We start from the raw sequence: 21,630 nt of genomic DNA on the forward strand, positions 1-21,630 counted from the left end.
CGACTTTCATCGTCGGCGCCGAGCATTGGCAGCGTGCGCTGAAGCCGCACCCGCGAGACCGCGCCAGTTTCATCCCGGAATTGCAGCCGCTGCTGGAAGCCAGTGGGCGGCTGGAACTCGTGTCGGGCGAGTACTCGCACGCGCTGGGCGACGCGGTCCGTTTCAGCTTCAGCGACGGTCATACGCCGGGGCTGATGCTGGCCGAAATCGTCGGCGCCGAACGCATCGACGGCCAGCCGCACGGCGGCGTGGTGTTCTGCGCCGACCTGATCCCGGGCCGTTCCTGGGTGCACGTGCCCATCACCATGGGCTACGACCGTAACGCGGAACTGCTGATCGACGAGAAGCGCGCCTTCCTGGAAGACAAGCTCGCACGCAACGTGCATCTGTTCTTCACTCACGATCCCGAGTGCGCGCTGGCCCAGGTCACCCGCGACGAGCGCGGCAGGTTCGGCGTGGCCCGCGAAGTGGCGGAACTGCATGCCCGTCCGCTGGCGGCATGAAATGACTTCCGGCACTGCGGACTGATGACAACAGGCACCTGTCCGGAGCGGCGGGTGCCAACAGACTGATCCCACTTTCCAAGGGGATCTTTCCGATGAACCAGCCTTCGTTGTTCCGCCGCGCCGTCGCGGCCGTGCTGCTGTCCTTTGCCGGCATGCAGGCCGCCTTCGCCGCCCCGACCGCCACGGTGCCTTTGCAGGTCTCGCCGCAACGCGCCACTTCGATGGCGGTATGGGAACCGGAAAACGTTCGCGGCGTGGTGCTGTTTTCCAGCGGACACGGCTCGTGGCCGGAACGCTATGACGATCTGCTGCAAACCTGGCGTGATGCCGGCTTCGTGGTGGTCGCGCCGCTGCACGTGGATTCGGTGAAGCATCCGGACCGCGAGAAGTTCTCCATGCAGCAGGGTTTCGGCGAGCGGCTGGCCGACATGAAGGCCGCCAGCGCCTATGTGGCCGCGCGTTGGCCCGGCGTGCCGGTTGCCGCTGCCGGACACAGTTACGGCACGCTGGTGTCGTTGGTCCTGGGCGGCGCGCTGGCCGATCTGGCGCCGCTGCGCGATCCCAGCGTGGTGGCGGTGGTGGGCTATTCCTCGCCGGGCAGGATTCCGGGACTGGTCACGCCCTCGGCCTACGCATCGGTCGCGGTGCCGGTGCTGCTGGTGACCGGCGACCAGGATCTTGTGCCGGGTTTCGTCAGCGATCCGCGCGACCACCTGTATCCGGTCGAAAGCGCGCCCGAAGGCGACAAGTACGCGGTGGTGCTGACAGGAGGCGACCACAACCTGATCGGCGGCCAACCGGAAGCGCCGTACCGGCGCGCGCGCGAACTTGGTACCGCGTTCCTCAAGGCGGAAGCGCTGGATGACGCCGAAGCGGCCCGCGTGTTTTCCGTCGACGCCGCCGGCCCGGCCGACGCCGAGCGCTGGATCCGTCGCTGAGGCTCAGCCGACCCGGGTGCCGAAGATCCGATCGCCGGCATCACCCAGGCCCGGCAGGATGTAACCCTTGTCGTTGAGATGGTCGTCGATGGCGGCGGTATAGACCTCGACGTCGGGGTGGGCCGCTTCCAGCGCGGCCAGGCCCTCGGGCGCGGCGACCAGGAAGATGCCCTTGATGCGTTTCGCGCCGGCGCGCTTGAGCATGTCGATGGTGGCGATGAGGGTGCCGCCGGTGGCCAGCATCGGATCCAGGATGAGCGCGTCGCGTTCGTCCAGGCGGCCGGTCAGGCGTTCGAAGTAGGGTACCGGTTGCAGGGTTTCCTCGTCGCGCTGCAGGCCCACCACGCTGACCTTGGCGGCGGGAATCAGCGCCAATACACCCGGCAGCATGCCCAGGCCGGCGCGCAGGATGGGGACCAGGGTGATCTTGGCGCCGGCGATCTTGCGCACCTGGACCGGTCCGGCCCAGCCGGGCATGGTCGCTTCCTCGGTCTCCAGATCCGCGGTGGCCTCGTAGGCCAGCAGGGTGCCCAGTTCGGTGACCAGTTCGCGGAAACCCTTGGTGCTGAGCGAGGCGTCGCGGAGCAGGCCGATCTTGTGCTGGACGAGGGGATGGCGGACTTCGACGGTCTTCATGGCGGCCTGCGGCGGTGTTCGGATGGCGAAAGTCTGCATCAATCCCGTCCGTCCCACAAAAAAGAAGCCGGCCTGCGCCGGCTTCCGTGGGGCCCGCCAGGGCATGTCCGGGCTCAGAACGCCCAGCGCATGACCAGCTGATAGCTCGGTCCGGCCTCTTCTGTTTCCAGCTCGTACTCGTCGTAGTCGCGATCGATCTGGTCGGCCAGGTTGTCGAACTTGTGGAAGAACTCGTCCTTGGATGCGTCCAGCAGATTGGCGGCGGTCAGTCGCACCGACAGGGTCTTGCCGAAGCGCTTCTCGACGAACACTTCCAGGTCGTCGCCGTACTTGACGGTCACTTCCTCGGCCAGGATGCGGCTGAAGGCATCGCCCTGCTTGCGGTAGGTCGCGCCGAAGGTGGCGCCGAGCGACGGCAGGTCCTGGATGAAGCCGACGTTGTAGACGCTCCTGGCCTGGTCGTTGAAGCGGCGCTCGCCGAGGAAATCGGTGACCTTGCTGTTGAGGTAGGAGTAGTTGAGGAACACGCCGGTATTGGGCATGCCCAGCGCGGTCAACGGCGTCGACAGGTCGAACTCGACGCCATAGACCTTGCCGTCGCCGACGTTGGCCGAGGTGAACAGCCAGCTTTCCGGATCGAACTGGAAGTCGTCCTCGGTCGCGCCGGGGTTGTCGGCCAGGAATTCCTCCAGCTCGTCGGCGTAGTTGTCCTGTGCGTCCTCGCTCATCTCGCCGGTGTTGACCAGCTCGATCAAGTTCTTCACGTCCCGGTAGAAGAAGTTGACGCCCACCACGCCGTGCTGGCCGAGACGACGCTCGAAGCCCAGGTCGATGCCGTTGGCGGTTTCCGGATCCAGCTTCGGATTGCCGATGTAGTCGTTGTCGCCGAACTCGCCGTCCAACAGCGCCGGAATGAGTTCGTTGAAATTCGGCCGCTTGACGCTCCTGGCCAGCGACAGGCTGACGCGGGTGGCCTCGTCCAGATCCCACTTCAGGTGCAGCGAGGGCAGCAGTTCGTTGTAATCCTTGCTTGCCGAGCCGGCGACGTCGCCATCTTCCTGGTAGCGGATGTCCGAGCGGGTGGTCTCGTAGCGCAGGCCGGCTTCCCAGGAGAACGCCTCGCCCTTGCCCGAAAGCATCAGGTAGGGATCGACGCGGGTTTCCTTGATCAGCGAGCCGATCACGCCGTCCGGTTCGTAGGCCACCGGGTCGCCTTCTTCCTCGGCTTCCCAGGCGTAGTTGGTGTAGGCGACGTCGCGCTTCTTGCGGCGGTAATCCACGCCGAATTCGAGTTCGCTCGCACCCACCGCGCGCTGGTGCGCGATCTTGAAGCTGGTTTCGGCGTCCTGCGCGTCCACGGCCTGGGATTCGGCCTCGGAGGCATCCCATTCGCCGTTCACATACTCGTGCTTCTCCTCGCTCTCGGCGCTGTCGTCCTCGAACCGCGCGTAGTCGAGATCGAGTTCGGTGGTGCCGCCGGCCATGTCGAACTTGTATTCGGCGCCGATGCCCCAGTTGCGCTGGTCGATGGGATTGAGTCCGGGCACCCGCGAATCGATGACGTCGCCGTCGTCGTACTCGACCTCATGCGAAACCTCGGTGACGTCGCGGTCGGTCTTGACGTAGAAACCGTCGATGCTGATGCGCCCGGTCTCGCCGACATCGGCGGTGTAGGAGAGGTTGGCCGAATAGTCGCGCCCGTCCTTGACCTCGGTCTGGTCTTCCCAGCTGAGCAGTTCCTGTCGGGTCGGGTCGGCGAAACGGTCCGAGCGCTTGAGCTTGGAGCGGTAGCGGTCCTGGACGTTGATGCCGGCCAGCAGGCGGCCGCCCAATGCGTCGACGCTGGTCACCGCGCCGAAGGTCGGATTCACTTCGCCGTCGTACCAGCGGTTGGCGCCGATGCGCAGATAGCTGCCGTCGAACACGTAGGCATCGCGCAGGACGATGTTGATGCTGCCGGCGATCGCGTCGCCGCTGCGGTTGGCGCTGTTGCTGCGCAGGATTTCGATGTGGTCGACCATTTCCGCCGGGATGCGGTCGACCCAGAACGAGCGGTCGTCGCCGGCACCCGGCACCTTCTTGCCGTTGATCAGCACCTGGGTGTAACCCGCGGCCATGCCGCGCATCATCGCGCCGTCGAATTCCATGATGTCGGAGCCGACGAAGGTCACGCCGGGTACCCGTTTGAGCATGTCGCCGACGGTGTTGGGCTCGAAGCGCTGGAAGTATTCCAGGTCGTAGGACAGGGTGGGGGCGATGTCGTCGGTGCGGTCGCGGTAGGTGATCTCGCCCTGGACCACGATGGTGTCCAGTTGCTTGGGATCGTTGGCCGGCGCGCCGGCGGCGCTTCCGTCGGGCATGGCCTGCGCGCTTGCCAGCGGGCTGGCGGCGATCAGGCCCGCGCAGAGCATGGCCTGTGACAGGCCGATGGCCAGGGCGGTGCGTTTCATCGTCGTGTTTTCCCCAGGTGAAGATAAACGGCGATTTCTACGGGGCTTAGATGGCGGGAATGTGACCGGCGCGTGGCAGGATGGCGAACCTGTCCGGGGCGCAACCAAAGCGTCACAATCGATGCGTAGAACGTTGCGGTTTGTTGACCGCCAAATCGCTGCAGGGGAATCGCATGTCCTATCGCTTGAACGCACTCGCCAGTCTGTTGTTCGTGTCCCTGGCCGGTTGCGCCGGCAATGTGCCGGTGGACCGGGAACCGGACGAGCATGTGGAAAAGGATCCGCTGCTGAGCGAGGCGAAGATTCCGCATGTGGTCGTTGCCGAGGCCTTCCTGACCGCCGATACCCCGGCCGACAACGTCGATTCGCCGGCGAGCTGGCGCAGTCCGGAAGGCAAGCGTTGGCTCATCGCCACCGCCAAGGCGACCGACCAGCTGATCGTCTATGACGGGGTCAGCGGCGAGCGCCTGCGCACGGTCGGAGGACCGGGCACAGGCCCGGGCCAGCTGCGGCGTCCCAACGGCATCGCCGTCATCGATGACCTGGTGCTGGTGGTCGAGCGCGACAACCACCGGGTGCAGGTGTTCCAGTTGCCGGGCTTCCAGCCGCTGCTGAGCTTCGGTGCGGAAGATCTGAAGCAGCCCTACGGCCTGTGGGTACGCCCGCAGAAGGACAGCTACGAGGTCATCGTCAGCGACAACTACATGTCGGCGCGGAACGAGGATCTGCCGCCACCGCTGGCGGAACTGGATCGCCGCTTCAAGCGCTATCAGCTGCGGCGCGTGCCGCAGGGCTGGGCGGCGACGCTGACGGAAACCTTTGGCGACACCACGGCCGCCGGCGCGATCCGGATCGCCGAATCGGTGTTCGGCGACGTCGCCAATGATCGCCTGCTGCTGGCCGAAGAAGACGTCGCCACCGGCACCCGCCTGCGCGAGTACGGGCTGGACGGGCGCTATCGTGGCCGCGACATCGGCGCGGATCTGTTCAAGGCGCAGGCCGAGGGCATGGCGCTGGCGCGGTGCGAAGGCGGCGGCGGCTTCTGGATCGCCACCGATCAGTTCAAGGATCGCAGCGTGTTCCATGTGTTCGATCGCCTCAGCCTGGCGCACCTGGGCGCCTTCACCGGCGAGCGCACCGCCAATACCGATGGCGTCTGGCTCGACCAGACGGTCGACAAGCGTTTTCCGGAAGGCGTCTTCTACGCGGTGGACGATGACAAGGCGGTGGCCGCGTTCGATTGGCAGGCGATTGCCCGCGCGCTCAAGCTGCCCGCGTGCAGGCCCGCGCAATGAAGCGCGTCGTCGCCCTGCTCGGGCTGGGGCTGCTGACCACCGCATCGCCGGCGCGGACCGGTGACGGGGTCGTCCACCCGTTCCTCGCCGCGCAGTCGCCGAAGGCGCCGGAGGAAGCCGTGCTGGCGGTGGAGATTCCCGCCGGCAGCTTCACCAAGTACGAGATCAACGAGGAAGGTCTGCTGTTCGTGGACCGTTTCCAGTCGATGCCGGTCGCCTATCCGGCCAACTACGGGTCGATGCCGCGCACGCGGGCGGGGGATGGGGATCCCCTGGATGCGCTGGTGCTGACCCGCGAACCGCTGCATCCGGGCGTGCTGCTCCGGTTCCGTCCCATCGGCGTGTTGCGGATGGTCGATGACGGCGAGGCCGATGAAAAGATCATCGGCGTGCCGACGGACAAGGTGGATCCCACATACGCCGGGATTCGTGATCTGTCCGATCTGCCGGCCATCGAGCGCGACCGCATCGAAGCGTTCTTCCGCATCTACAAGGATCTGCCGAAGGGGCGCAATCCGGTGCGCTTGAACGGTTACGGCGACGCCACGGAAGCCAGGGGGCTGATCCAGGCGGCGATGCGGCGGTTCACCGAAGTGCGGGAAGCCCCGTAGCGCGTGTCACCCGGCCCGTCCCGGGCCGGTGGCGCCGCCGTCGCGCCCGTGCGCAAAAGGTAACGAACCGGCAAAGAAAAGGGCGGACACCGCCAGGGATGCCCGCCCACGAGGAAACCTTGGGAAGCGGAATCAGGCCGCGGCGGCCTGGGCGCTGCGCGGGCCTTCCTGCAGTGCGCGCCCGACCAGGCTGACCAGCAGCTCCAGTTCGTCAGCGCCCATCGCGAAATGCGGCGTGAAGCGCAGCGAGTTGGCGCCGCCGTGAATGACGTTGATGCCGTGCTGGCGCAGCCATTCCTCGGTGGAGTTGGCGCCGTAGCACTTGAACTGCGGCGCCAGCTCGCACGAGAACAGCAGGCCGGTGCCCTGCACCTTGGTGATCAGCCCGCCCAGTTCGCTCTTCAGTTTTTCCAGGCTGGCCACCGCGTCGACGCCGCGGGCGCGGATGTTCTCGCGGACCTGCGGGGTGAGTTGTTCCAGGGTGGCGCAGGCCACGTCCAGCGCGCGCGGGTTGGTGGTCATGGTGTTGCCGTACACGCCCTTGCGGTACAGGCCGGCCGCGCGTTCGTTGACCGCCAGCACCGACAGCGGGTACTGCGCGGCGTTGAGCGCCTTGGAATAGGTTTCCATGTCGGGCGCGTCCAGTCCTTCGAAGCCCGGGTAATCGACGATCGACAGCACGCCGTGGGCGCGCAGGCCGGCCTGGATGGAGTCGACCAGGAACAGGCTGCCGTGGTGGCGGGTGAGTTCGCGCGCGGCGGCGTAGAACGCCGGCGGCACCGAACGGCCCGGATCGCCTTCGCCCATCACCGGCTCCAGGAACACCGCTTCGATGAACCAGCCCTTGGTCTCGGCGTCGGCGAAAGCGCGCTTGAGCGCTTCGACGTCGTAGGGCTCGATCGCGATCAGCGAATCCTCGCCGCGATAGCTGGCCAGGTGCTGCTGGTAGGTCTTGCGCGAGGAATCCGAGTACAGCGCCGGACGCTCGGTGCGGCCGTGGAAGCTGCCCTTCACCACCACGCGCTTGACCGCGCGGCCCTCGTGGCGGGCGCCCGGATCGGTCTGCAGCTTGGTGTTGATGTCGGCGATGCGGGCGGCCAGGCCTACCGACTCGGAGCCCGAATTCAGGCACAGGAACTTCGCGTAGGGACAGCCGCCGCGGGTCTGGCCGATTTCCTTGCGCAGGGCGCGCTCGAAGCGCAGCTGCGACAGGCTGGGGGTCATGATGTTGGCCATCACCTGCGGTCGCGCCATCGCCGCCAGGATCGGCTCGGGGGTGTGGCCGAAACCGAGCATGCCGTAGCCGCCGGCGTCGTACAGCACCGCGCCGTTGAGGGTGACCACCCACGGGCCGCGCGCGGCCAGGGCGATGTAGGGATTGACCGCGTCGTCCGGGTAGAAATTGACGTAGCCGGCCTGGACGGCGCGCAGCTGCGCCTCCTCGTCCAGATCCAGCAGGTCGGCGAACTCGTCCTTCAGGCGGGCGTGCTCGGCGGCGGCGGCCTCGATGGCGGCCACCAGGGCCGGATGGCCGGCGGCGAAACGTTCGAGGGTCGCATCGTCCAGACCGGTGGTCAGGCGCTTGCCCGCATGGGCGCGGAGGGGGGCGAGCAGGTCGAGGAGGGCCATGGTGTTCTCCGGATGGACGACAAACCTCTATTATGTGGATAAATTCGTCGTTTGACAGTTATGATTTGCACGAATTTTCTGTAGATTTCGTCGAATCGACGAGGCGAGTGCCCTGAAATGAAGATCTCCGCGACCGACCAGTTGCTGCTCAGCCTGCTGCGCGACAACGCCCGTGCCTCGACCGCCCAGATCGCCCGCCGGCTCAATCTGTCGCGGACCACGGTGCAGAGCCGGATCGAGCGGCTGGAACGCGAGGGCGTGATCAGCGGCTACACGGTGCGGGTGCATGACGACTACGAGCGCGGGCACATCCGCGCGCACATCATGATCACCGTGCATCCCAAGCAGATGACTTCGGTGGTGGCCTCGCTGCGCGCCATGCCGGAAGTGCGCCTGCTGCAGTCGGTCAGCGGCGCCTACGACCTGATCGCGGTGGGGGTGGTGCCGTCGGTCGACGGGATGGATCTGCTGACCGACCGGATCGGCGCCATCGACGGGGTCGAGCGCACCACCTCCTCGATCGTGCTGTCGACCAAGTTCGAGCGCTGAACCCCGGCGGGACCCGGACAGGGGCCGGAGCGCCCGCCTCGGCCCGCTCCCTTACAATGGACGGCTTCCCCGAGCCGCCCCCACGTGAAGAAGTCCGATTTCCATTTCGAGTTGCCCGAGGCCCTGATTGCCCAGGCGCCGCTGCCGGAACGCTCCGCCAGCCGCCTGCTGGTGGTGCCGCCGGGCGATGCCGCGTTCGCCGACCGCCAGGTCCGGGATCTGCCGGAATGGCTGGCGCCGGGGGATCTGCTGGTGTTCAACGACACCCGGGTGATTCCCGCGCGCCTGTTCGGCCAGAAGGAAACCGGCGGGCGGGTGGAAATCCTGATCGAGCGGTTGCTGCCCGACAACGAGGCGCGGGCCCAGGTCGGCGCCAGCAAGCCGCCCAAGCCGGGCAGCCGGATCGCGCTGGACGCCGGCGGCGAGGCCGAGGTGCTGGGCCGCGACGGCGAGTTCTACCGGCTGCGCTTCCACGTGCCCACCGCGCTGGAAAGCTGGCTGTTGCAGGCCGGTCGCCTGCCGCTGCCGCCGTACATCCAGCGCGAAGCGGACGCGGACGACGACGAGCGCTACCAGACCGTGTTCGCGCGCGAGCCGGGCGCGGTCGCCGCGCCCACCGCCGGCCTGCATTTCGACGAGCCGCTGCTGGCCGCGCTGCGCGAGCGCGGCGTGGAGTTCGGCCACGTCACCCTGCATGTGGGCGCGGGCACCTTCCAGCCGGTGCGGGTGGACGACGTGCGCCAGCACCAGATGCACAGCGAATGGCTGAACGTCGGCGCCGCGCTGATCGAGCGCATCCACGCGACGCGTGCCCGTGGCGGTCGCGTGATCGCGGTGGGCACCACGGTGGTGCGCGCGCTGGAATCGGCCATGCGCGGCGGCGAACTGCAGCCGTTCGCCGGCGAAACCCGCATCTTCATTTTCCCGGGTTACCGCATCCGCAGCGTGGACGCGATGATCACCAACTTCCACCTGCCGGAAAGCACGCTGCTGATGCTGGTGTCCGCTTTCGCCGGCAAGGAGCGGGTGTTCGCCGCCTACGAGCACGCGGTGCGCGAACGCTACCGCTTCTTCTCCTACGGCGACGCGATGCTGTTGTTTCCGCAGGCGCCGTGAGCGCGGAAGCGACGCCGGTCGCGATGGTTTCCAGGTCCGGGAAACACCATCGTCGCGATTGACGCCGCTCCCGCACCGCCAGCCCCAAACCGGCTTTCCCTCTTTCCCCGTCCGCCCATGTCCCGACTCCAGTTCCAGCTCCAGACCACCGATGGCCGCGCCCGCCGCGGCCGGCTGACCTTTCCGCGCGGCACGGTGGAAACGCCGGCCTTCATGCCGGTGGGCACCTATGGCTCGGTGAAGGGCATCCTGCCCGACCAGATCGAGGCGCTGGGCGCGGAGATCATCCTGGGCAACACCTTCCACCTGTACCTGCGCCCGGGCCTGGAGGTCATCGCGCAACATGGCGGCCTGCATGGCTTCGCGTGCTGGAACCGGCCCATCCTCACCGACTCGGGCGGCTTCCAGGTGTTCTCGCTGGCGCATCGCCGCAAGATCACCGAGCAGGGCGTGACCTTCGCCTCGCCGGTGGACGGCAGCAAGGTGTTCCTGGGTCCGGAAGAGAGCATGCGCATCCAGAAGGTGCTGGATTCGGACATCGTGATGATCTTCGACGAGTGCACGCCATATCCGGCCACCGAGGCGGTCGCGCGCAAGTCGATGGAATTGAGCCTGCGCTGGGCCGAGCGCAGCCGGCGCGCGCACGAGGGCAATGACGCGGCGCTGTTCGGCATCGTCCAGGGCGGCGTGCACGAACCGCTGCGCGAGCAGTCGGCCGCCGGACTGCAGGCAATCGGCTTCGACGGCTATGCGATCGGCGGGCTGGCGGTGGGCGAGCCGGAGGAGGAACGCAACCGCATCCTCGATCACATGCATCCGATCCTGCCGCAGGATCGACCCCGCTACCTGATGGGGGTGGGGCGGCCGGAGGACCTGGTGGAAGGCGTCGCCCGCGGCGTCGACATGTTCGATTGCGTGATGCCGACCCGCAACGCCCGCAACGGCCACTACTTCACTTCATTCGGCACCGTGCGCATCCGCAATGCGAAGTACGAGAAGGACATGCAGCCGATCGAGCCGGGCTGCGGCTGCTACGCCTGCCGCAACGGCTTCACCCGGTCCTACCTGCGCCACCTGGATCGCTGCAACGAAATGCTGGCGCCGATGCTCGGCACGCTGCACAACCTCTGGTACTACGAGAAGCTGATGGCGGACATCCGCGCGGCCATCGAGCAGGGCCGCTTCGACGATTTCCGCCAGGCGTTCTATGCGGCGCGGGACGTGGACGCGCCGCTGGCCTGAACCCTGGATTCGCCCCGTCCGGGCGGATTTCCCGGGGGCCGGCGGAACCTTTCGGAAGGACGGCGGTCTTCACACGTCCACGCCGGCGCCCGTTGGGGCCGGCAGCGCGCCGGGACGGGGATGCCCAGCGCGTGGCATAATTCCCGGCTGCTTTCGCATAAGAACGGATAACTCCATGAATCTGCTCGACTTTCTGATCGCCCCGGCGCATGCCCAGGCCGCCGGCGCTCCCCAGGGCGGCCTGGGTGGTTTCGGCCTGCTGATGCCGATCATCCTGATCGCCATCATGTACTTCCTGATGATCCGCCCGCAGATGAAGCGTGCGAAGGAACATCGCGCCATGCTGGACAAGCTCTCGCGCGGTGACGAAGTCATCACCACCGGCGGCATCGCCGGCACCGTCACCGACATCGGCGACAACTTCGTCACCATCGAAGTGGCCGACAACGTGCGCGTGCGCGTGCAGAAGGCCGCCGTGGGCAATGTCCTCCCCAAGGGCACCCTGAAGTCCGCCTGATCCCTTTCCGACCACCGTTGAGCGTGCGCCCGGGAAGGGCGTGCGCGGGTTGCCGCAATGCTTGAATTCCCTCGCTGGAAATATGTCGTCATCCTGCTGGTCGTTGCGCTGAGCGTGTTCTACGCCCTGCCCAACATCTACCCGCAGGATCCCTCGGTACAGATCACGCCGAATCGCGGCTACGCGATCGACGCGGCATTGCGGCAGAAGGTCGAGGCCAGCCTCAAGGAGGCCGGCGTCACTCCCAAGGCGCTGGATGACCAGGACGGCAAGAACCTGATCGTCCGCCTGCCGGGCCTGGACGCGCAGACCAAGGCCAACGACGTCCTGCGCGGCGCGCTGGGCGAAAATTACGTGGTGGCGTTGAACCTGGCCTCGACCGTTCCGGACTGGCTCAGCCGGTTCGGCGCGCGGCCGATGGTGCAGGGCCTGGACTTGCAGGGCGGCGTGCACTTCGAATTGCAGGTGGATCAGAAGGCGGCCCTGGACAAGCGCGTGGATGCGTACGTCGAGGACGCCCGGCTGACCCTGCGCGACAACCGCATCAAGTACCAGTCGGTCGAACGCCGTCCGGACAACAGCATCGCCATCACCCTGGCGCCGGGCGAGAACGCCAACAAGGCGCGTGATCTGCTGGCAAAGACGCTGGTCGCCTCGTCCAACGCCGGCGGCGCCGCGCTGGTCGGCGGCGGCGCCCTGACCTACGACGTCGAAGGCGAACGCATCACCATCGGCCTGCCCGAGAGCGAACTGAACCAGATCGCCGGCAGCGCCATCGAGCAGAACATCACCACCCTGCGCAACCGCGTCAACGAACTGGGCGTGGCCGAGCCGATCATCCAGCGCCAGGGCAACGACCGCGTGGTCGTGCAGCTGCCGGGCGTGCAGGACACCGCCGAGGCCAAGCGCATGATCGGCGCGACCGCCACCCTGGAATACCGCGCGGTGGTCGACGGCAATGCCTACGACGCCGTCGCCAGCGGCAACGTGCCGCCGGAAGCGCGCGTGTACTACCGCCGCGAGGTGGGACCGGACGGCAAGCCGGTGCCGGTGCTGCTGAACAAGCGCGTGATCGTCGCGGGCGATCAGATGGTGGGCGCCAAGACCGGCACGGACAGCAATGGCCTGCCCGCAGTGGACGTCACCCTGAACAACATCGGCGGCCAGCGCATGTTCGACTTCACCAGCGCCAGTGTCGGCAAGCCGATGGCGGTGGTCTACATCGAGCGCATCCCGCAGGTGGACATCGTCAACGGCGAGGAAGTCCGCAGCACCCGGATCAAGGAGGAAGTGATCTCGGTGGCGAACATCAACGGCGTGTTCGGCAAGAACTTCCAGACCACCGGCCTGGAGAAGACCGAGGCCGACGGCCTGGCCAAGCTGCTGCGCGCCGGCTCGCTGGCCGCGCCGATGGACTTCATCAACGAGCGCGTGGTCGGTCCCAGTCTGGGTGCCGAGAACGTGGCCCGCGGCACCAAGGCGGTGATGTTCTCGTTCCTGTTCGCGCTGGCGTTCTTCCTGGTCTATTACCGGATGTTCGGTCTGATCACCTGCGTGGCGCTGCTGCTCAACCTGGTGATGGTGGTCGCGGTGATGTCGCTGTTCGGCGCCACCATGACCCTGCCCGGCTTCGCCGGCCTGGCGCTGTCGATCGGCATGTCGGTGGACGCCAACGTGCTGATCAACGAGCGCATCCGCGAAGAGCTGAGGGCGGGGGTGCCACCGCTGGCCTCGATTGCCACCGGTTACGACAAGGCCTCCGGAACCATCTTCGACTCGAACATGACCGCGCTGCTGGCCGGCGTTGCGCTGTTCGCCTTCGGCACCGGTCCGCTCAAGGGCTTTGCCGTCACCATGATCGTCGGCATCCTGACCTCCGTGTTCACCGCCGTGACCGTCTCGCGCGCGCTGGCCACGCTGATCTATGGCCGTCGCCGCAAGCTGAAGTCGCTGGCCATCTGACGAGAGCAACCGAACCATGAAACTCTTCCCGCTGCATCTCGTTCCCAACGACACCAACATCGACTTCATGCGCCTGCGCTGGGTGTCGCTGGCGGTGGCCCTGATCCTCGCGGTGGTCGCCGTCGGCGCCATGGCGTTCAAGGGCTTCAACTACGCGCTCGATTTCACCGGCGGCATCATGGTGGAACTGCGCTTCGACAATCCGCCGGACGTGGACAGCGTGCGCGAACGCCTGGAAGCCTCCGGCTATCAGGGCGCGCAGGTCCAGACCTTCGGCACCGGTCGCGATCTGCTGGTCCGCCTGCAGCCGCGTGAAGGCCAGACCGACTCCGAAGCCGCCAACCGCACCGCCGCCGAGGTGGTGAAGCTGGCGTCCTCGGCCGACAACCCGGCCGCCAAGCTGCGCAGCGAAATCGTCAGCCCGCAGGTCGGCAAGGAACTGGCCATGAACGGCCTGTACGCCCTGATCTTCGTGGTGGTGGGCTTCCTGATCTACATCGCGTTCCGGTTCGAATGGAAGTTCGCGCTGGCGGCGATTTTCACCACCCTGCACGACGTGCTGATCTGCGCGGGCTTCTTCGCCTTGACCGGCCGCGAGTTCGACCTGACCGTGCTGGCGGGCCTGCTGTCGGTGATGGGTTTCTCGATCAACGACACCATCGTGGTGTTCGACCGCGTGCGCGAGAACTTCCGCTCGTTGCGGGTGGACCCCGTGGAAGTGCTGAACCGCTCGGTCAACCAGACCCTGTCGCGCACCATCATCACCTCGTTCGTAGCGTTCCTGACCGTGCTGGCGCTGTACATTTACGGTGGCGGCTCGCTGGAAGGCATGGCGATCTCGCAGATGATCGGCATCGTGATCGGCACCATCTCCTCGATCTTCATCGCCTGTCCGCTGCTGACCATGGGCTTCATGAAGGTCACCAAGCAGGACCTGATGCCCAAGGCCAAGGACGAGGCGGCGCTGGCGCGCAGGCCTTGAGAGCCGGGATTCGGGATTGGGGATTCGAGAAGTCTCCATTCCCGGAAGAAAAAAAGGCCGCGCATCGCGCGGCCTTTTTTCTTTCGACGTTCCGGTCGTCGACGGTGAGTCCCGCCCGGCTGAAAGCGGGGGATGACCGCCCATGCGTCCGTCGAAAGCCGGATTGGGGATTGGAAGCGATCCTCGTTCCCGGTCCCCGACAAGCAAAAGGCCGCGCATCGCGCGGCCTTTTGCTTTCGACGTTCCGGTCCCTGGCGGCGGGCGGCCGGGCTCAGCCCTTCGGCGGGTCGAAACTGGCGGCGTAGCCGGAGGAGACGATGGCCTTCTGCAGGGCTTCGGCCACCTTGATGTTGCCGGCGACGATCTGGCGGGAGGCCGGGCCGCGGCCGTCCAGGCGGGGAGTGGGGGCGCCGCGGAAATCGCAGATGCGGCCACCGGCCTCGCGCACCAGCAGCACGCCGGCGGCGATGTCCCAATCCTTCACGCCGGCTTCGAAGTAGGCGTCCAGGCGACCGCAGGCCACGTAGGCCAGATCCAGCGCGGCCGAACCGGTGCGGCGCACGTCCTCGGCCTGGACCAGCAGTTCGCGCACGCATTCGAGCTGGGCGCCGGCGCGGGCGCGCTCACGCGGCGGGAAGCCGGTGCAGATCACGGTGCCGGCCAGGTCCTTGCGCTCGGCCACCCGGATCTTGCGCTCGTTGAGCTGGGCGCCGGCGCCGCGGCTGGCGGTGAACAGGTCGTTGCGGAGCGGGTCGAAGATCACCGCGTCGGTCGGCTCGCCGTTCTCGACCAGCGCGATCGATACGCAATAGTGCGGAAAGCCGCGCAGATAGTTGCTGGTGCCGTCCAGCGGGTCGATGACCCAGGTGTAGCGGCTCTGGCCCTGGATGCCACCTTCCTCGCCGACCACGGCGTAGTCCGGGTAGGCGCGCCGGAGCTCCTTGACGATGACCTTCTCGGCATCGGCGTCCACTTCGCTGGCGTAGTCCATCCGGTCCTTCTGCACCACGTTCAGCGCGTCCAGCTTGTTGATGTTGCGCAACAGGACGTTGCCTGCCAGGCGGGCGGCTTTGACCATGACGGTGACGGCGGGTTTCTGCATGGCTTCGGACCTCGGAACAGGCAGGGGGCGGTATGGACGGTGGAAAAGAGCGGCGCGGCGCAGGGGCCGGCGCGCACAGTTTAACATCTGCGCCCATGAACACTCCCGCATTTCCGCTTCCCGCCGCCGCCCGGCTGCGCATCGTGCTGGTCGGCACCCAGCATCCCGGCAACATCGGCGCCGCCGCGCGCGCCCTAAAGACCATGGGGCTGGCCCGGCTGGTGCTGGTCGCGCCCGAACAGTTCCCCGCCGACGAGGCGTTCCGGCGCGCCGCCGGGGCCGACGACCTGCTGGCCGCCGCCGGGGTGGTGGCGACGCTGGCCGAAGCCGTGGCCGACTGCCGCTACGTGCTGGGCTGCACCGCCCGCAGCCGCCGGGTCCAACTGGAGGAGTTCGAGCCCCGCCAGGCCGCCGCGCAGGCCGTGGCGATGGCCGCCGACGGCGAGGTCGCGCTGGTGTTCGGCCGCGAACGGACCGGCCTGACCAACGAGGAACTGCAGCTGTGCCACGCGGCCGTCCACATCCCGGCCAATCCGGAGTACAGCTCGCTGAACCTGGCCGCGGCGGTCCAGGTGCTGGCCTACGAACTGCGCCTGGCCCTGCGCGAGCAGAGTCCGCCCGCCGCGCCGGACAACCGCCACCCGGACGAGGCGCCGGCCAGCCATGCGCAACTGGAAGGGTTCTTCGCCCAGTTGGGGCAGACCCTGGACGAGATCGATTTCCATAAAGGCCGCACGCCCGATTCGGCGATGCGCAAACTGCGCCGCCTGTTCCTGCGCGCGCAGCCGAGCGAGCAGGAGGTCAGGCTGCTGCGCGGCGTTCTGGCCGATGCCCAGCGGATGGCGAGGCTGGCGGAGGGGCGTGGGTAATCTACTGTTGCTACGTCACATTTTCGGCTAGGCTCCCACCACCTTTTCGAAGGACTTCCTCGTTGCCCAGGTCCCGGTTCGCACTCGTCCTGACACTGCTCGGGGCGTTCCTTTTGCCGGGCACCACCGCACCGGCCAGCGCTGCCGGTGGCGATGATCACGTCCTGGTGCTGGGACGCATCAGCGACGACCCCAAGGCCCACTACGAACAGCTCAAGCCGCTGCTCGACTACGTCATCCCGCGCATGCGCGATGTCGGCATCACCGAGGGACGGATCCTGATGGCGCGGGACGCGCAGCAGATGATCAGCTACCTGCGGCGGGGCCGGGTGGACTGGGTGACCGAGACCGCCGGCACCGCGATGCGGTTGCAGGACCGCGCCGGGGCACGGCCCCTGCTGCTGACCGAACGCGGCGGCGTGGGGCGCTATCACGGGGTGTTCTTCGTCCGCCGCGACAGCGGGCTGGAGAAGCTGCAGGATCTGAAGGGGCGCGCGGTGGCGTTCCAGAACACCGCCTCCACGAGCGCCTATTTCGCGCCGGCGGTGGAACTGCTCGACGCCGGCCAGCGGCTGGAGATCCTGCTTTCGCCGATGGACCGCCCGGGGGCGGACTCGGTCGGCTACGTGTTCGCGCGGACCGAGCTGAACATCTCCGCCTGGGTCCACAAGCGCCTGGTCGACGCCGGCGTGGTGAGCAGCCTGGACTGGAACGACGCGCGCCGCATCCCGCCTTCCTTCCGCAACGATTTCCGGATCATCCACGAGACCCCGGAGTATCCGCGCGCGCTGGAAATGGTGCGCGGCGACCTGTCGCCGCAGGTCGAGGCCCGTCTACGCGAGGTGCTGTTGCAGGCCGGCAACGATCCGCAGGCACGCGAAGCGATGCGGCTGTTCTTCCGCACCACCGCCTTCCTGCCGGTGGATCCCGACTCGCGGCGCGCACTGGAGCATCTGCGCCAGGGCGTGGGCCGGGTACGCGAGCAGGTCGAATGAAGAAGATCCGTTTCGGCCTGGAAGCGCGCTTCCTCACCGCCATGGCGATCATGCTGGCGGTGGTGATCGGCTTGCTGGCGACCCTGTTGCACCGCCAGAAGGCGATGCAGCAGGAGGTGGCCGGCGTGGCCCGCGAGGCCATGCACGGCATGGCCGAGGACAGCCTGCGCCGGCACGGCGGAGCGACCGTCGATCAGCTCGCCGAGGCACTGGCCAATCCGCTCTATTACTTCGATCTGGACACCATCGGCACGCTGGTCCGTTCCGCGCAGAAGGAACCGGATGTCAGCTACGTGCTGGTCTACGACCCGCAGGGCCGGATCATCCACGACGGTTCCGAGGAGATCGCGGTCTATGGCCAGCAGATGAGCGATCCGCTGGCCTACGAGGCGATCAGCACGCCGGAACTGCATACCCAGTGGTCGCCGCAGATCGTCGACATCTCCGAGCCGATCATGATCGGCAACCAGCGCATCGGCGGCGTGCGGGTGGGCTATTCGCTGGATTCGGTGCGCGGGCACGAGGATCGCGCGGTGGCCGCGGCGAGGGCGCGCCTGGAAGATCTGGGCCAGCGCCACCTGATCTGGGTGTGGGCGCTGCTGGCCGCGCTGGTCGCGGCCTGCGTGGCGATCATGGTGTACGCCCAGCGCACCCTGGTGCGCCCGATCCGGCAACTGGCCGAGGCCGCGCACGCCATCGAGGTGGGCAACTACAACAGCGAACGTCCGGTCAGCCATCGCAACGACGAGGTCGGCGAACTGGTGCGCGCGTTCAGCAGCATGAGCGACAGCATCGCCCGCCACGACCGCGACGTGCGGCGCATGGCCTACACCGATTCGCTCACCGGCCTCACCAATCGGCTGGCCTTCCGCGAGAGCCTGGATCACCGGCTGATGATGCTGCGGGGCGCCGGGCGCCAGCTCGCGCTGCTGTTCGCCGACATCGACGATTTCAAGCGGGTCAACGACACCCTCGGCCACGAGGCCGGCGACGAGGTGCTGCAGCAGTTCGCCAACCGCATCCGCGAGGCGGTGGAGCACCTGGGCGGCGACGACGCCCTGCTGGCGCGTTTCGGCGGCGACGAGTTCGTCATCCTGATCCAGGACGGCGACGTGCGCTCGGTCGCCACCCGCCTGGCCGAGCAGCTGGTCACCGAACTGGGCCGGCCGCTGGTCATCCAGGATCGGCAGGTGTTCCTGGGCACCTCGATCGGCATCACCCTGTTCCCGGAGGATGCCTCCGGCGCCACCGCGCTGATGAAGAACGGCGACATCGCGATGTACCAGGCCAAGGTGGCCGGCAAGAATTGCTACCGCTTCTACAGCCGCGCGATGGACCAGGCAGTGGAGCGGCGGGTGCGGATGGAGCAGGAACTGCGTGGCGCCTGGGAGCGCGGCGAGTTGAGCCTGCTGTACCAGCCGGTGTTCCGCCTGTCCGACAGCCGCATCGTCGGCGCCGAGGCGCTGCTGCGCTGGCAGCATCCGGAACTGGGCATGGTGGCGCCTTCGGTGTTCATCGACGTGGCCGAACAGAGCGGCCTGATCGAGAGCATCGGCCCGCGCGTGCTGCGCGCGGCGTGCACGGCCGCCGCGCGCTGGAGCGTGGATCGGGATCCGATGGATCAGTTGTTCGTGTCGGTCAACGTCTCGCCGCGCCAGCTGCGCAGCGGCGATCTGCCGGAAGTGGTGGCCGAATGCCTGCGCGAGACCGGCCTGGCTTCCTCGCGCCTGCACCTGGAACTGACCGAGACCGCGGTCATCGCCGACGAGGCGCACGCCAGCGCGCTGCTGGCGACCCTGCACCGCACCGGCGTGAAGGTCTGGCTGGATGACTTCGGCACCGGATTCTCCGGCCTGAGCCACCTGCGGCGGGTGCCGGTCGACGGCGTGAAGATCGATCGCAGCTTCATCGCCGACATGCTGCGGGATCCGGACGATCTGGCCCTGACCAGCGCGATCATCGCGATGGCCCACTCGCTGGGCATCACCGTGGTCGCCGAGGGCGTGGAGAAGGAAGGCCAGTTCAACATCCTGCGCGAGCGCGGCTGCGATCTGGCGCAGGGGTACTGGCTGGGTTATCCGGTCACGGCCGCCGAATTCGGCCAGCTCATCGCCTGAGCCGCGCCAGGGGTAGGAGCGACGTGAGTCGCGATCGTGCGCGTGCGCTTGCGCTTGCCGGTGCGGACGGTGTCCGGTTTTCCTGGCCCCGTTGGGCCAACGGTCGCGACTGACGTCGTTCCTGCGAGAGGGTTCCGCGGGTCAGGAGAACCAGCGGCCGACGAACTCGGTGGTGGCGGCGACCAGGTGCCCGGACAGGAAGCCGAACACGATGACCGCGGCGCCGCCGGCCACCCAGGCCACCAGCATCAGCGCGCCGTCGCGTTCCAGCAGCGCCAGCGCGAACAACAGCAGCAGCACGCCGAACACATAGTTGGTGAAGGGAATCGGCAGGGCCAGCAGCAGGCCCAGCAGCACCAGCAGCAGGCCGGTGAAGGAGAGCGCCAGCTTGTGATCCAGCACGACGTGCAGGCGTGGGCGGATCAGCTTCTCCAGCCGTGCCAGCCAGGGCGAGAGCAGGGTGCGGAAGGTGATCAGCGCGCTGCGGTGCGGGCCGCGCCGGGCGATGAAGCCGGGCAGCCACAATTTCGACAGGCCGACCAGCAACTGCGCGCCGACCAGGATCACCAGCGGGCCGCCAATCGCGCCGCCGACCCCGGGAATGGGGATGAAGGCCGGCAGCACCGCGATGAACAGCAGCAACCCGAACGCGCTCTGGCCGAAGCCGGACAGCAGATCGCCCAGGCGCAGGACCTGGTTGGGGTCGCCCAGCGCGAAATCATCCAGCAGGCCGCGGATACCCGCGTGGGGCGGGGGACGGTGGGAGGCATCCATCGCGTTCAGGCCGCCGCGTCTTCGCCGGTTTCCTCCGGCAGGCGCTGCAACAGCAGCTTGTCGACGCGGGCGCCGTCCAGGTCGACGACCTCGAAGCGCCAGCCGTCCAGCTCGAACGACTCGCCCACGTGGGGGATGCGCCCGAAGTGCTCGATCACCAGGCCGGCGATGGTGTTGTACTCGTCGTCGTCGGGCAGGTTCACCCCGCCCAGCAGTTCGCGCAGGTCGTCGTTGGGCAGCGAGCCGTCGACCAGCAGCGAACCGTCGTCGCGCATCACCACCAGCGCGTCTTCCTCGGTGTTCTCCGCGGCCTGCAGGCGGCCGACCACCGCGCCCATCAGGTCGCTGATGGTCACCAGGCCCTGGATCTCGCCGTACTCGTCCACCACCAGCGCCAGCGACTGCTGCTCCTCGCGGAAGATCTCCAGCAGCTTCATCGCATGGGTGGACTCGGAGACGAACAGCGGCTCGCGCAGCTTGACGAACAGGTCCGGCTTCTCCACGCCGAAGCGGTCCAGCAGCGACTTCACCTCCAGCACGCCGATCACGTCCTGGTCGTCGCCGCGGTACACGGGGAAACGCGAGAACGCCGACTCGTGCATGGTCTGCAGGTTGTCCTCGTAGGACGCCGCGGCGTCCAGCCAGGTGATCTTCTTGCGCGGCGTCATCAGGCTGTCGGCGGTGCGGTCGCCCAGGCGCAGCACGCGGTTCATCATGTTGCGTTCGTCGGCGTCGATCACGCCGGCCTCGTGCCCTTCGGACACGAGCATGCGGATTTCCTCTTCGCTGATGGTGGTGGCCTCGTCCTTGCCCAGACCCAGCATGCGCAGGACCAGGCGGGTGCTGTGGGACAGCAGCCAGACGAAGGGGAAGGCGGCCTTCGCCAGCCAGCCCATCGGCACCGCCACCACGCCGGCAATCGTCTCCGGCGCGGTGATGGCGAGGCGCTTGGGTACCAGTTCGCCGAAGATCAGCGTCATGAAGGTGATCAGGGCGACCGCCAGCGTCTTGCCGATCAACTCCGACCAGGGCTGGGGTTCGCCGACCAGGGTGAAACTGGCGGCCAGGGAGGGAAAGAGGCCCTGCAGCCGCTCGGCGATGGCCATGCCGATGGCCTCGCCACCGAACAGGCCCGTCAGCACGCCGATCAGGGTGATGCCGATCTGCACCGTGGACAGGAAGCTCTCGGGTTTCTCGGACAGGTCCAGTGCGCGCTGGGCGCGATGGCTGGTCTGCGCCATCTGCTTCAGTCGGCTCTTGCGCGAGGTCATGACCGACATCTCGGACATGGCGAAGAAGCCGTTCAGCAGGACCAGGGCGAATACGATGATCAGCTCAAG

Annotated in this window: 18 protein-coding genes and 1 pseudogene; 13 read left to right on the plus strand and 6 right to left on the minus strand. The window is 67.5% G+C overall.

The genetic code is table 11. From position 1 onward, the window contains the following. Positions 1-503: pseudogene (locus ACTHN1_RS03970) on the plus strand (MBL fold metallo-hydrolase); the annotation flags it as partial. A gap of 95 nt (positions 504-598) precedes the next feature. Further along, the gene (locus ACTHN1_RS03975; RefSeq protein ID WP_440469668.1) at positions 599-1,444 is read left to right on the plus strand and encodes an alpha/beta hydrolase family protein; all 846 of its coding nucleotides are present in this window, start codon (positions 599-601) and stop codon (positions 1,442-1,444) included. Between the two features lie 3 nt (positions 1,445-1,447). Here ACTHN1_RS03975 and upp read toward each other — a convergent pair whose 3' ends face one another. Together upp and ACTHN1_RS03985 are read right to left on the minus strand one after the other, a co-directional pair. Next, positions 1,448-2,080 (minus strand): uracil phosphoribosyltransferase, encoded by a 633-nt coding sequence (gene upp / locus ACTHN1_RS03980; RefSeq protein ID WP_141453632.1) that lies wholly within the window; start codon positions 2,078-2,080, stop codon positions 1,448-1,450. Positions 2,081-2,193: 113 nt separating this feature from the next. Next, on the minus strand, positions 2,194-4,530 hold the full coding sequence (locus ACTHN1_RS03985) for a TonB-dependent receptor plug domain-containing protein (RefSeq protein WP_440469669.1): 2,337 nt from the start codon (positions 4,528-4,530) through the stop codon (positions 2,194-2,196). Positions 4,531-4,703: 173 nt separating this feature from the next. Here ACTHN1_RS03985 and ACTHN1_RS03990 point away from each other — a divergent pair, with 173 nt between their 5' ends. Together ACTHN1_RS03990 and ACTHN1_RS03995 are read left to right on the plus strand one after the other, a co-directional pair. Next, positions 4,704-5,825: a phytase gene (locus ACTHN1_RS03990; protein ID WP_440469670.1), complete on the plus strand. Its 1,122-nt coding sequence runs from the start codon at positions 4,704-4,706 to the stop codon at positions 5,823-5,825. Next, positions 5,822-6,436 (plus strand): inorganic diphosphatase, encoded by a 615-nt coding sequence (locus ACTHN1_RS03995; RefSeq protein ID WP_440469671.1) that lies wholly within the window; start codon positions 5,822-5,824, stop codon positions 6,434-6,436. The genes ACTHN1_RS03990 and ACTHN1_RS03995 overlap by 4 nt, the downstream gene beginning before the upstream one ends. Positions 6,437-6,568: 132 nt before the next feature. Here the strand turns inward: ACTHN1_RS03995 and ACTHN1_RS04000 are convergent, their stop codons facing one another. Further along, entirely contained in the window at positions 6,569-8,065 is a 1,497-nt protein-coding gene (locus ACTHN1_RS04000; protein ID WP_440469672.1) for an aminotransferase class III-fold pyridoxal phosphate-dependent enzyme, read from the minus strand. Between the two features lie 117 nt (positions 8,066-8,182). Between ACTHN1_RS04000 and ACTHN1_RS04005 the strand changes: the two genes are divergently transcribed. From ACTHN1_RS04005 to secF, 6 genes are all read left to right on the plus strand, one after another. Then, on the plus strand, positions 8,183-8,614 hold the full coding sequence (locus ACTHN1_RS04005) for an Lrp/AsnC family transcriptional regulator (RefSeq protein ID WP_141453627.1): 432 nt from the start codon (positions 8,183-8,185) through the stop codon (positions 8,612-8,614). An 84-nt stretch (positions 8,615-8,698) separates the two neighbouring features. Next, positions 8,699-9,730 (plus strand): tRNA preQ1(34) S-adenosylmethionine ribosyltransferase-isomerase QueA, encoded by a 1,032-nt coding sequence (queA, locus tag ACTHN1_RS04010; protein ID WP_440469673.1) that lies wholly within the window; start codon positions 8,699-8,701, stop codon positions 9,728-9,730. 117 nt (positions 9,731-9,847) lie between these two features. After that, the gene (tgt, locus tag ACTHN1_RS04015; protein WP_440469674.1) at positions 9,848-10,972 is read left to right on the plus strand and encodes a tRNA guanosine(34) transglycosylase Tgt; all 1,125 of its coding nucleotides are present in this window, start codon (positions 9,848-9,850) and stop codon (positions 10,970-10,972) included. Between the two features lie 175 nt (positions 10,973-11,147). Next, positions 11,148-11,489: a preprotein translocase subunit YajC gene (yajC, locus tag ACTHN1_RS04020; RefSeq protein ID WP_295382749.1), complete on the plus strand. Its 342-nt coding sequence runs from the start codon at positions 11,148-11,150 to the stop codon at positions 11,487-11,489. Between the two features lie 57 nt (positions 11,490-11,546). Next, on the plus strand, positions 11,547-13,451 hold the full coding sequence (gene secD, locus ACTHN1_RS04025) for a protein translocase subunit SecD (protein ID WP_440469675.1): 1,905 nt from the start codon (positions 11,547-11,549) through the stop codon (positions 13,449-13,451). A 16-nt stretch (positions 13,452-13,467) separates the two neighbouring features. Next, a complete protein-coding gene (secF, locus tag ACTHN1_RS04030; protein WP_440469676.1) occupies positions 13,468-14,433 on the plus strand; it encodes a protein translocase subunit SecF in 966 nt (321 codons plus the stop codon). A gap of 271 nt (positions 14,434-14,704) precedes the next feature. On the opposite strand, the gene ACTHN1_RS04035 is transcribed toward secF, so the two are convergent. Next, complete coding sequence (locus ACTHN1_RS04035; RefSeq protein WP_440469677.1) at positions 14,705-15,535, minus strand: inositol monophosphatase family protein; 831 nt, start codon at positions 15,533-15,535, stop codon at positions 14,705-14,707. A gap of 95 nt (positions 15,536-15,630) precedes the next feature. On the opposite strand from ACTHN1_RS04035, the gene ACTHN1_RS04040 reads away from it, so the two are divergent. The 3 genes from ACTHN1_RS04040 to ACTHN1_RS04050 all read left to right on the plus strand — a co-directional run bounded on the left by ACTHN1_RS04040 (position 15,631) and on the right by ACTHN1_RS04050 (position 19,516). Beyond that, positions 15,631-16,404 (plus strand): RNA methyltransferase, encoded by a 774-nt coding sequence (locus tag ACTHN1_RS04040; RefSeq protein ID WP_440469678.1) that lies wholly within the window; start codon positions 15,631-15,633, stop codon positions 16,402-16,404. Positions 16,405-16,466: 62 nt separating this feature from the next. Beyond that, the gene (locus tag ACTHN1_RS04045; protein WP_440469679.1) at positions 16,467-17,399 is read left to right on the plus strand and encodes a phosphate/phosphite/phosphonate ABC transporter substrate-binding protein; all 933 of its coding nucleotides are present in this window, start codon (positions 16,467-16,469) and stop codon (positions 17,397-17,399) included. After that, on the plus strand, positions 17,396-19,516 hold the full coding sequence (locus tag ACTHN1_RS04050; protein WP_440469680.1) for a putative bifunctional diguanylate cyclase/phosphodiesterase: 2,121 nt from the start codon (positions 17,396-17,398) through the stop codon (positions 19,514-19,516). Before ACTHN1_RS04045 ends, ACTHN1_RS04050 begins: the two co-directional genes overlap by 4 nt. A 141-nt stretch (positions 19,517-19,657) precedes the next feature. On the opposite strand, the gene ACTHN1_RS04055 is transcribed toward ACTHN1_RS04050, so the two are convergent. After that, positions 19,658-20,290 carry an exopolysaccharide biosynthesis protein gene (locus ACTHN1_RS04055; protein ID WP_440469681.1) on the minus strand — a complete coding sequence of 211 codons (633 nt, stop codon included), beginning with the start codon at positions 20,288-20,290 and terminating at the stop codon, positions 19,658-19,660. A 5-nt stretch (positions 20,291-20,295) separates the two neighbouring features. After that, on the minus strand, positions 20,296-21,630 hold a 1,335-nt coding region (locus ACTHN1_RS04060; RefSeq protein WP_440469682.1), incomplete at its 5' end, for a hemolysin family protein.

It is taken from the genome of Pseudoxanthomonas sp. (genome assembly GCF_051953815.1).
Lineage (GTDB): Bacteria > Pseudomonadota > Gammaproteobacteria > Xanthomonadales > Xanthomonadaceae > Pseudoxanthomonas_A.

Excerpts from the sequence above, each read along its gene's own strand:
- ACTHN1_RS03975 (WP_440469668.1), top strand. The coding sequence starts at position 599 with ATGAACCAGCCTTCGTTGTTCCGCCGCGCCGTCGCGGCCGTGCTGCTG.
- upp (WP_141453632.1), bottom strand. The coding sequence starts at position 2,080 with ATGAAGACCGTCGAAGTCCGCCATCCCCTCGTCCAGCACAAGATCGGC.
- ACTHN1_RS03985 (WP_440469669.1), bottom strand. The coding sequence starts at position 4,530 with ATGAAACGCACCGCCCTGGCCATCGGCCTGTCACAGGCCATGCTCTGC.
- ACTHN1_RS03990 (WP_440469670.1), top strand. The coding sequence starts at position 4,704 with ATGTCCTATCGCTTGAACGCACTCGCCAGTCTGTTGTTCGTGTCCCTG.
- ACTHN1_RS03995 (WP_440469671.1), top strand. The coding sequence starts at position 5,822 with ATGAAGCGCGTCGTCGCCCTGCTCGGGCTGGGGCTGCTGACCACCGCA.
- ACTHN1_RS04000 (WP_440469672.1), bottom strand. The coding sequence starts at position 8,065 with ATGGCCCTCCTCGACCTGCTCGCCCCCCTCCGCGCCCATGCGGGCAAG.
- ACTHN1_RS04005 (WP_141453627.1), top strand. The coding sequence starts at position 8,183 with ATGAAGATCTCCGCGACCGACCAGTTGCTGCTCAGCCTGCTGCGCGAC.
- tgt (WP_440469674.1), top strand. The coding sequence starts at position 9,848 with ATGTCCCGACTCCAGTTCCAGCTCCAGACCACCGATGGCCGCGCCCGC.
- yajC (WP_295382749.1), top strand. The coding sequence starts at position 11,148 with ATGAATCTGCTCGACTTTCTGATCGCCCCGGCGCATGCCCAGGCCGCC.
- secD (WP_440469675.1), top strand. The coding sequence starts at position 11,547 with ATGCTTGAATTCCCTCGCTGGAAATATGTCGTCATCCTGCTGGTCGTT.
- secF (WP_440469676.1), top strand. The coding sequence starts at position 13,468 with ATGAAACTCTTCCCGCTGCATCTCGTTCCCAACGACACCAACATCGAC.
- ACTHN1_RS04035 (WP_440469677.1), bottom strand. The coding sequence starts at position 15,535 with ATGCAGAAACCCGCCGTCACCGTCATGGTCAAAGCCGCCCGCCTGGCA.
- ACTHN1_RS04040 (WP_440469678.1), top strand. The coding sequence starts at position 15,631 with ATGAACACTCCCGCATTTCCGCTTCCCGCCGCCGCCCGGCTGCGCATC.
- ACTHN1_RS04050 (WP_440469680.1), top strand. The coding sequence starts at position 17,396 with ATGAAGAAGATCCGTTTCGGCCTGGAAGCGCGCTTCCTCACCGCCATG.
- ACTHN1_RS04055 (WP_440469681.1), bottom strand. The coding sequence starts at position 20,290 with ATGGATGCCTCCCACCGTCCCCCGCCCCACGCGGGTATCCGCGGCCTG.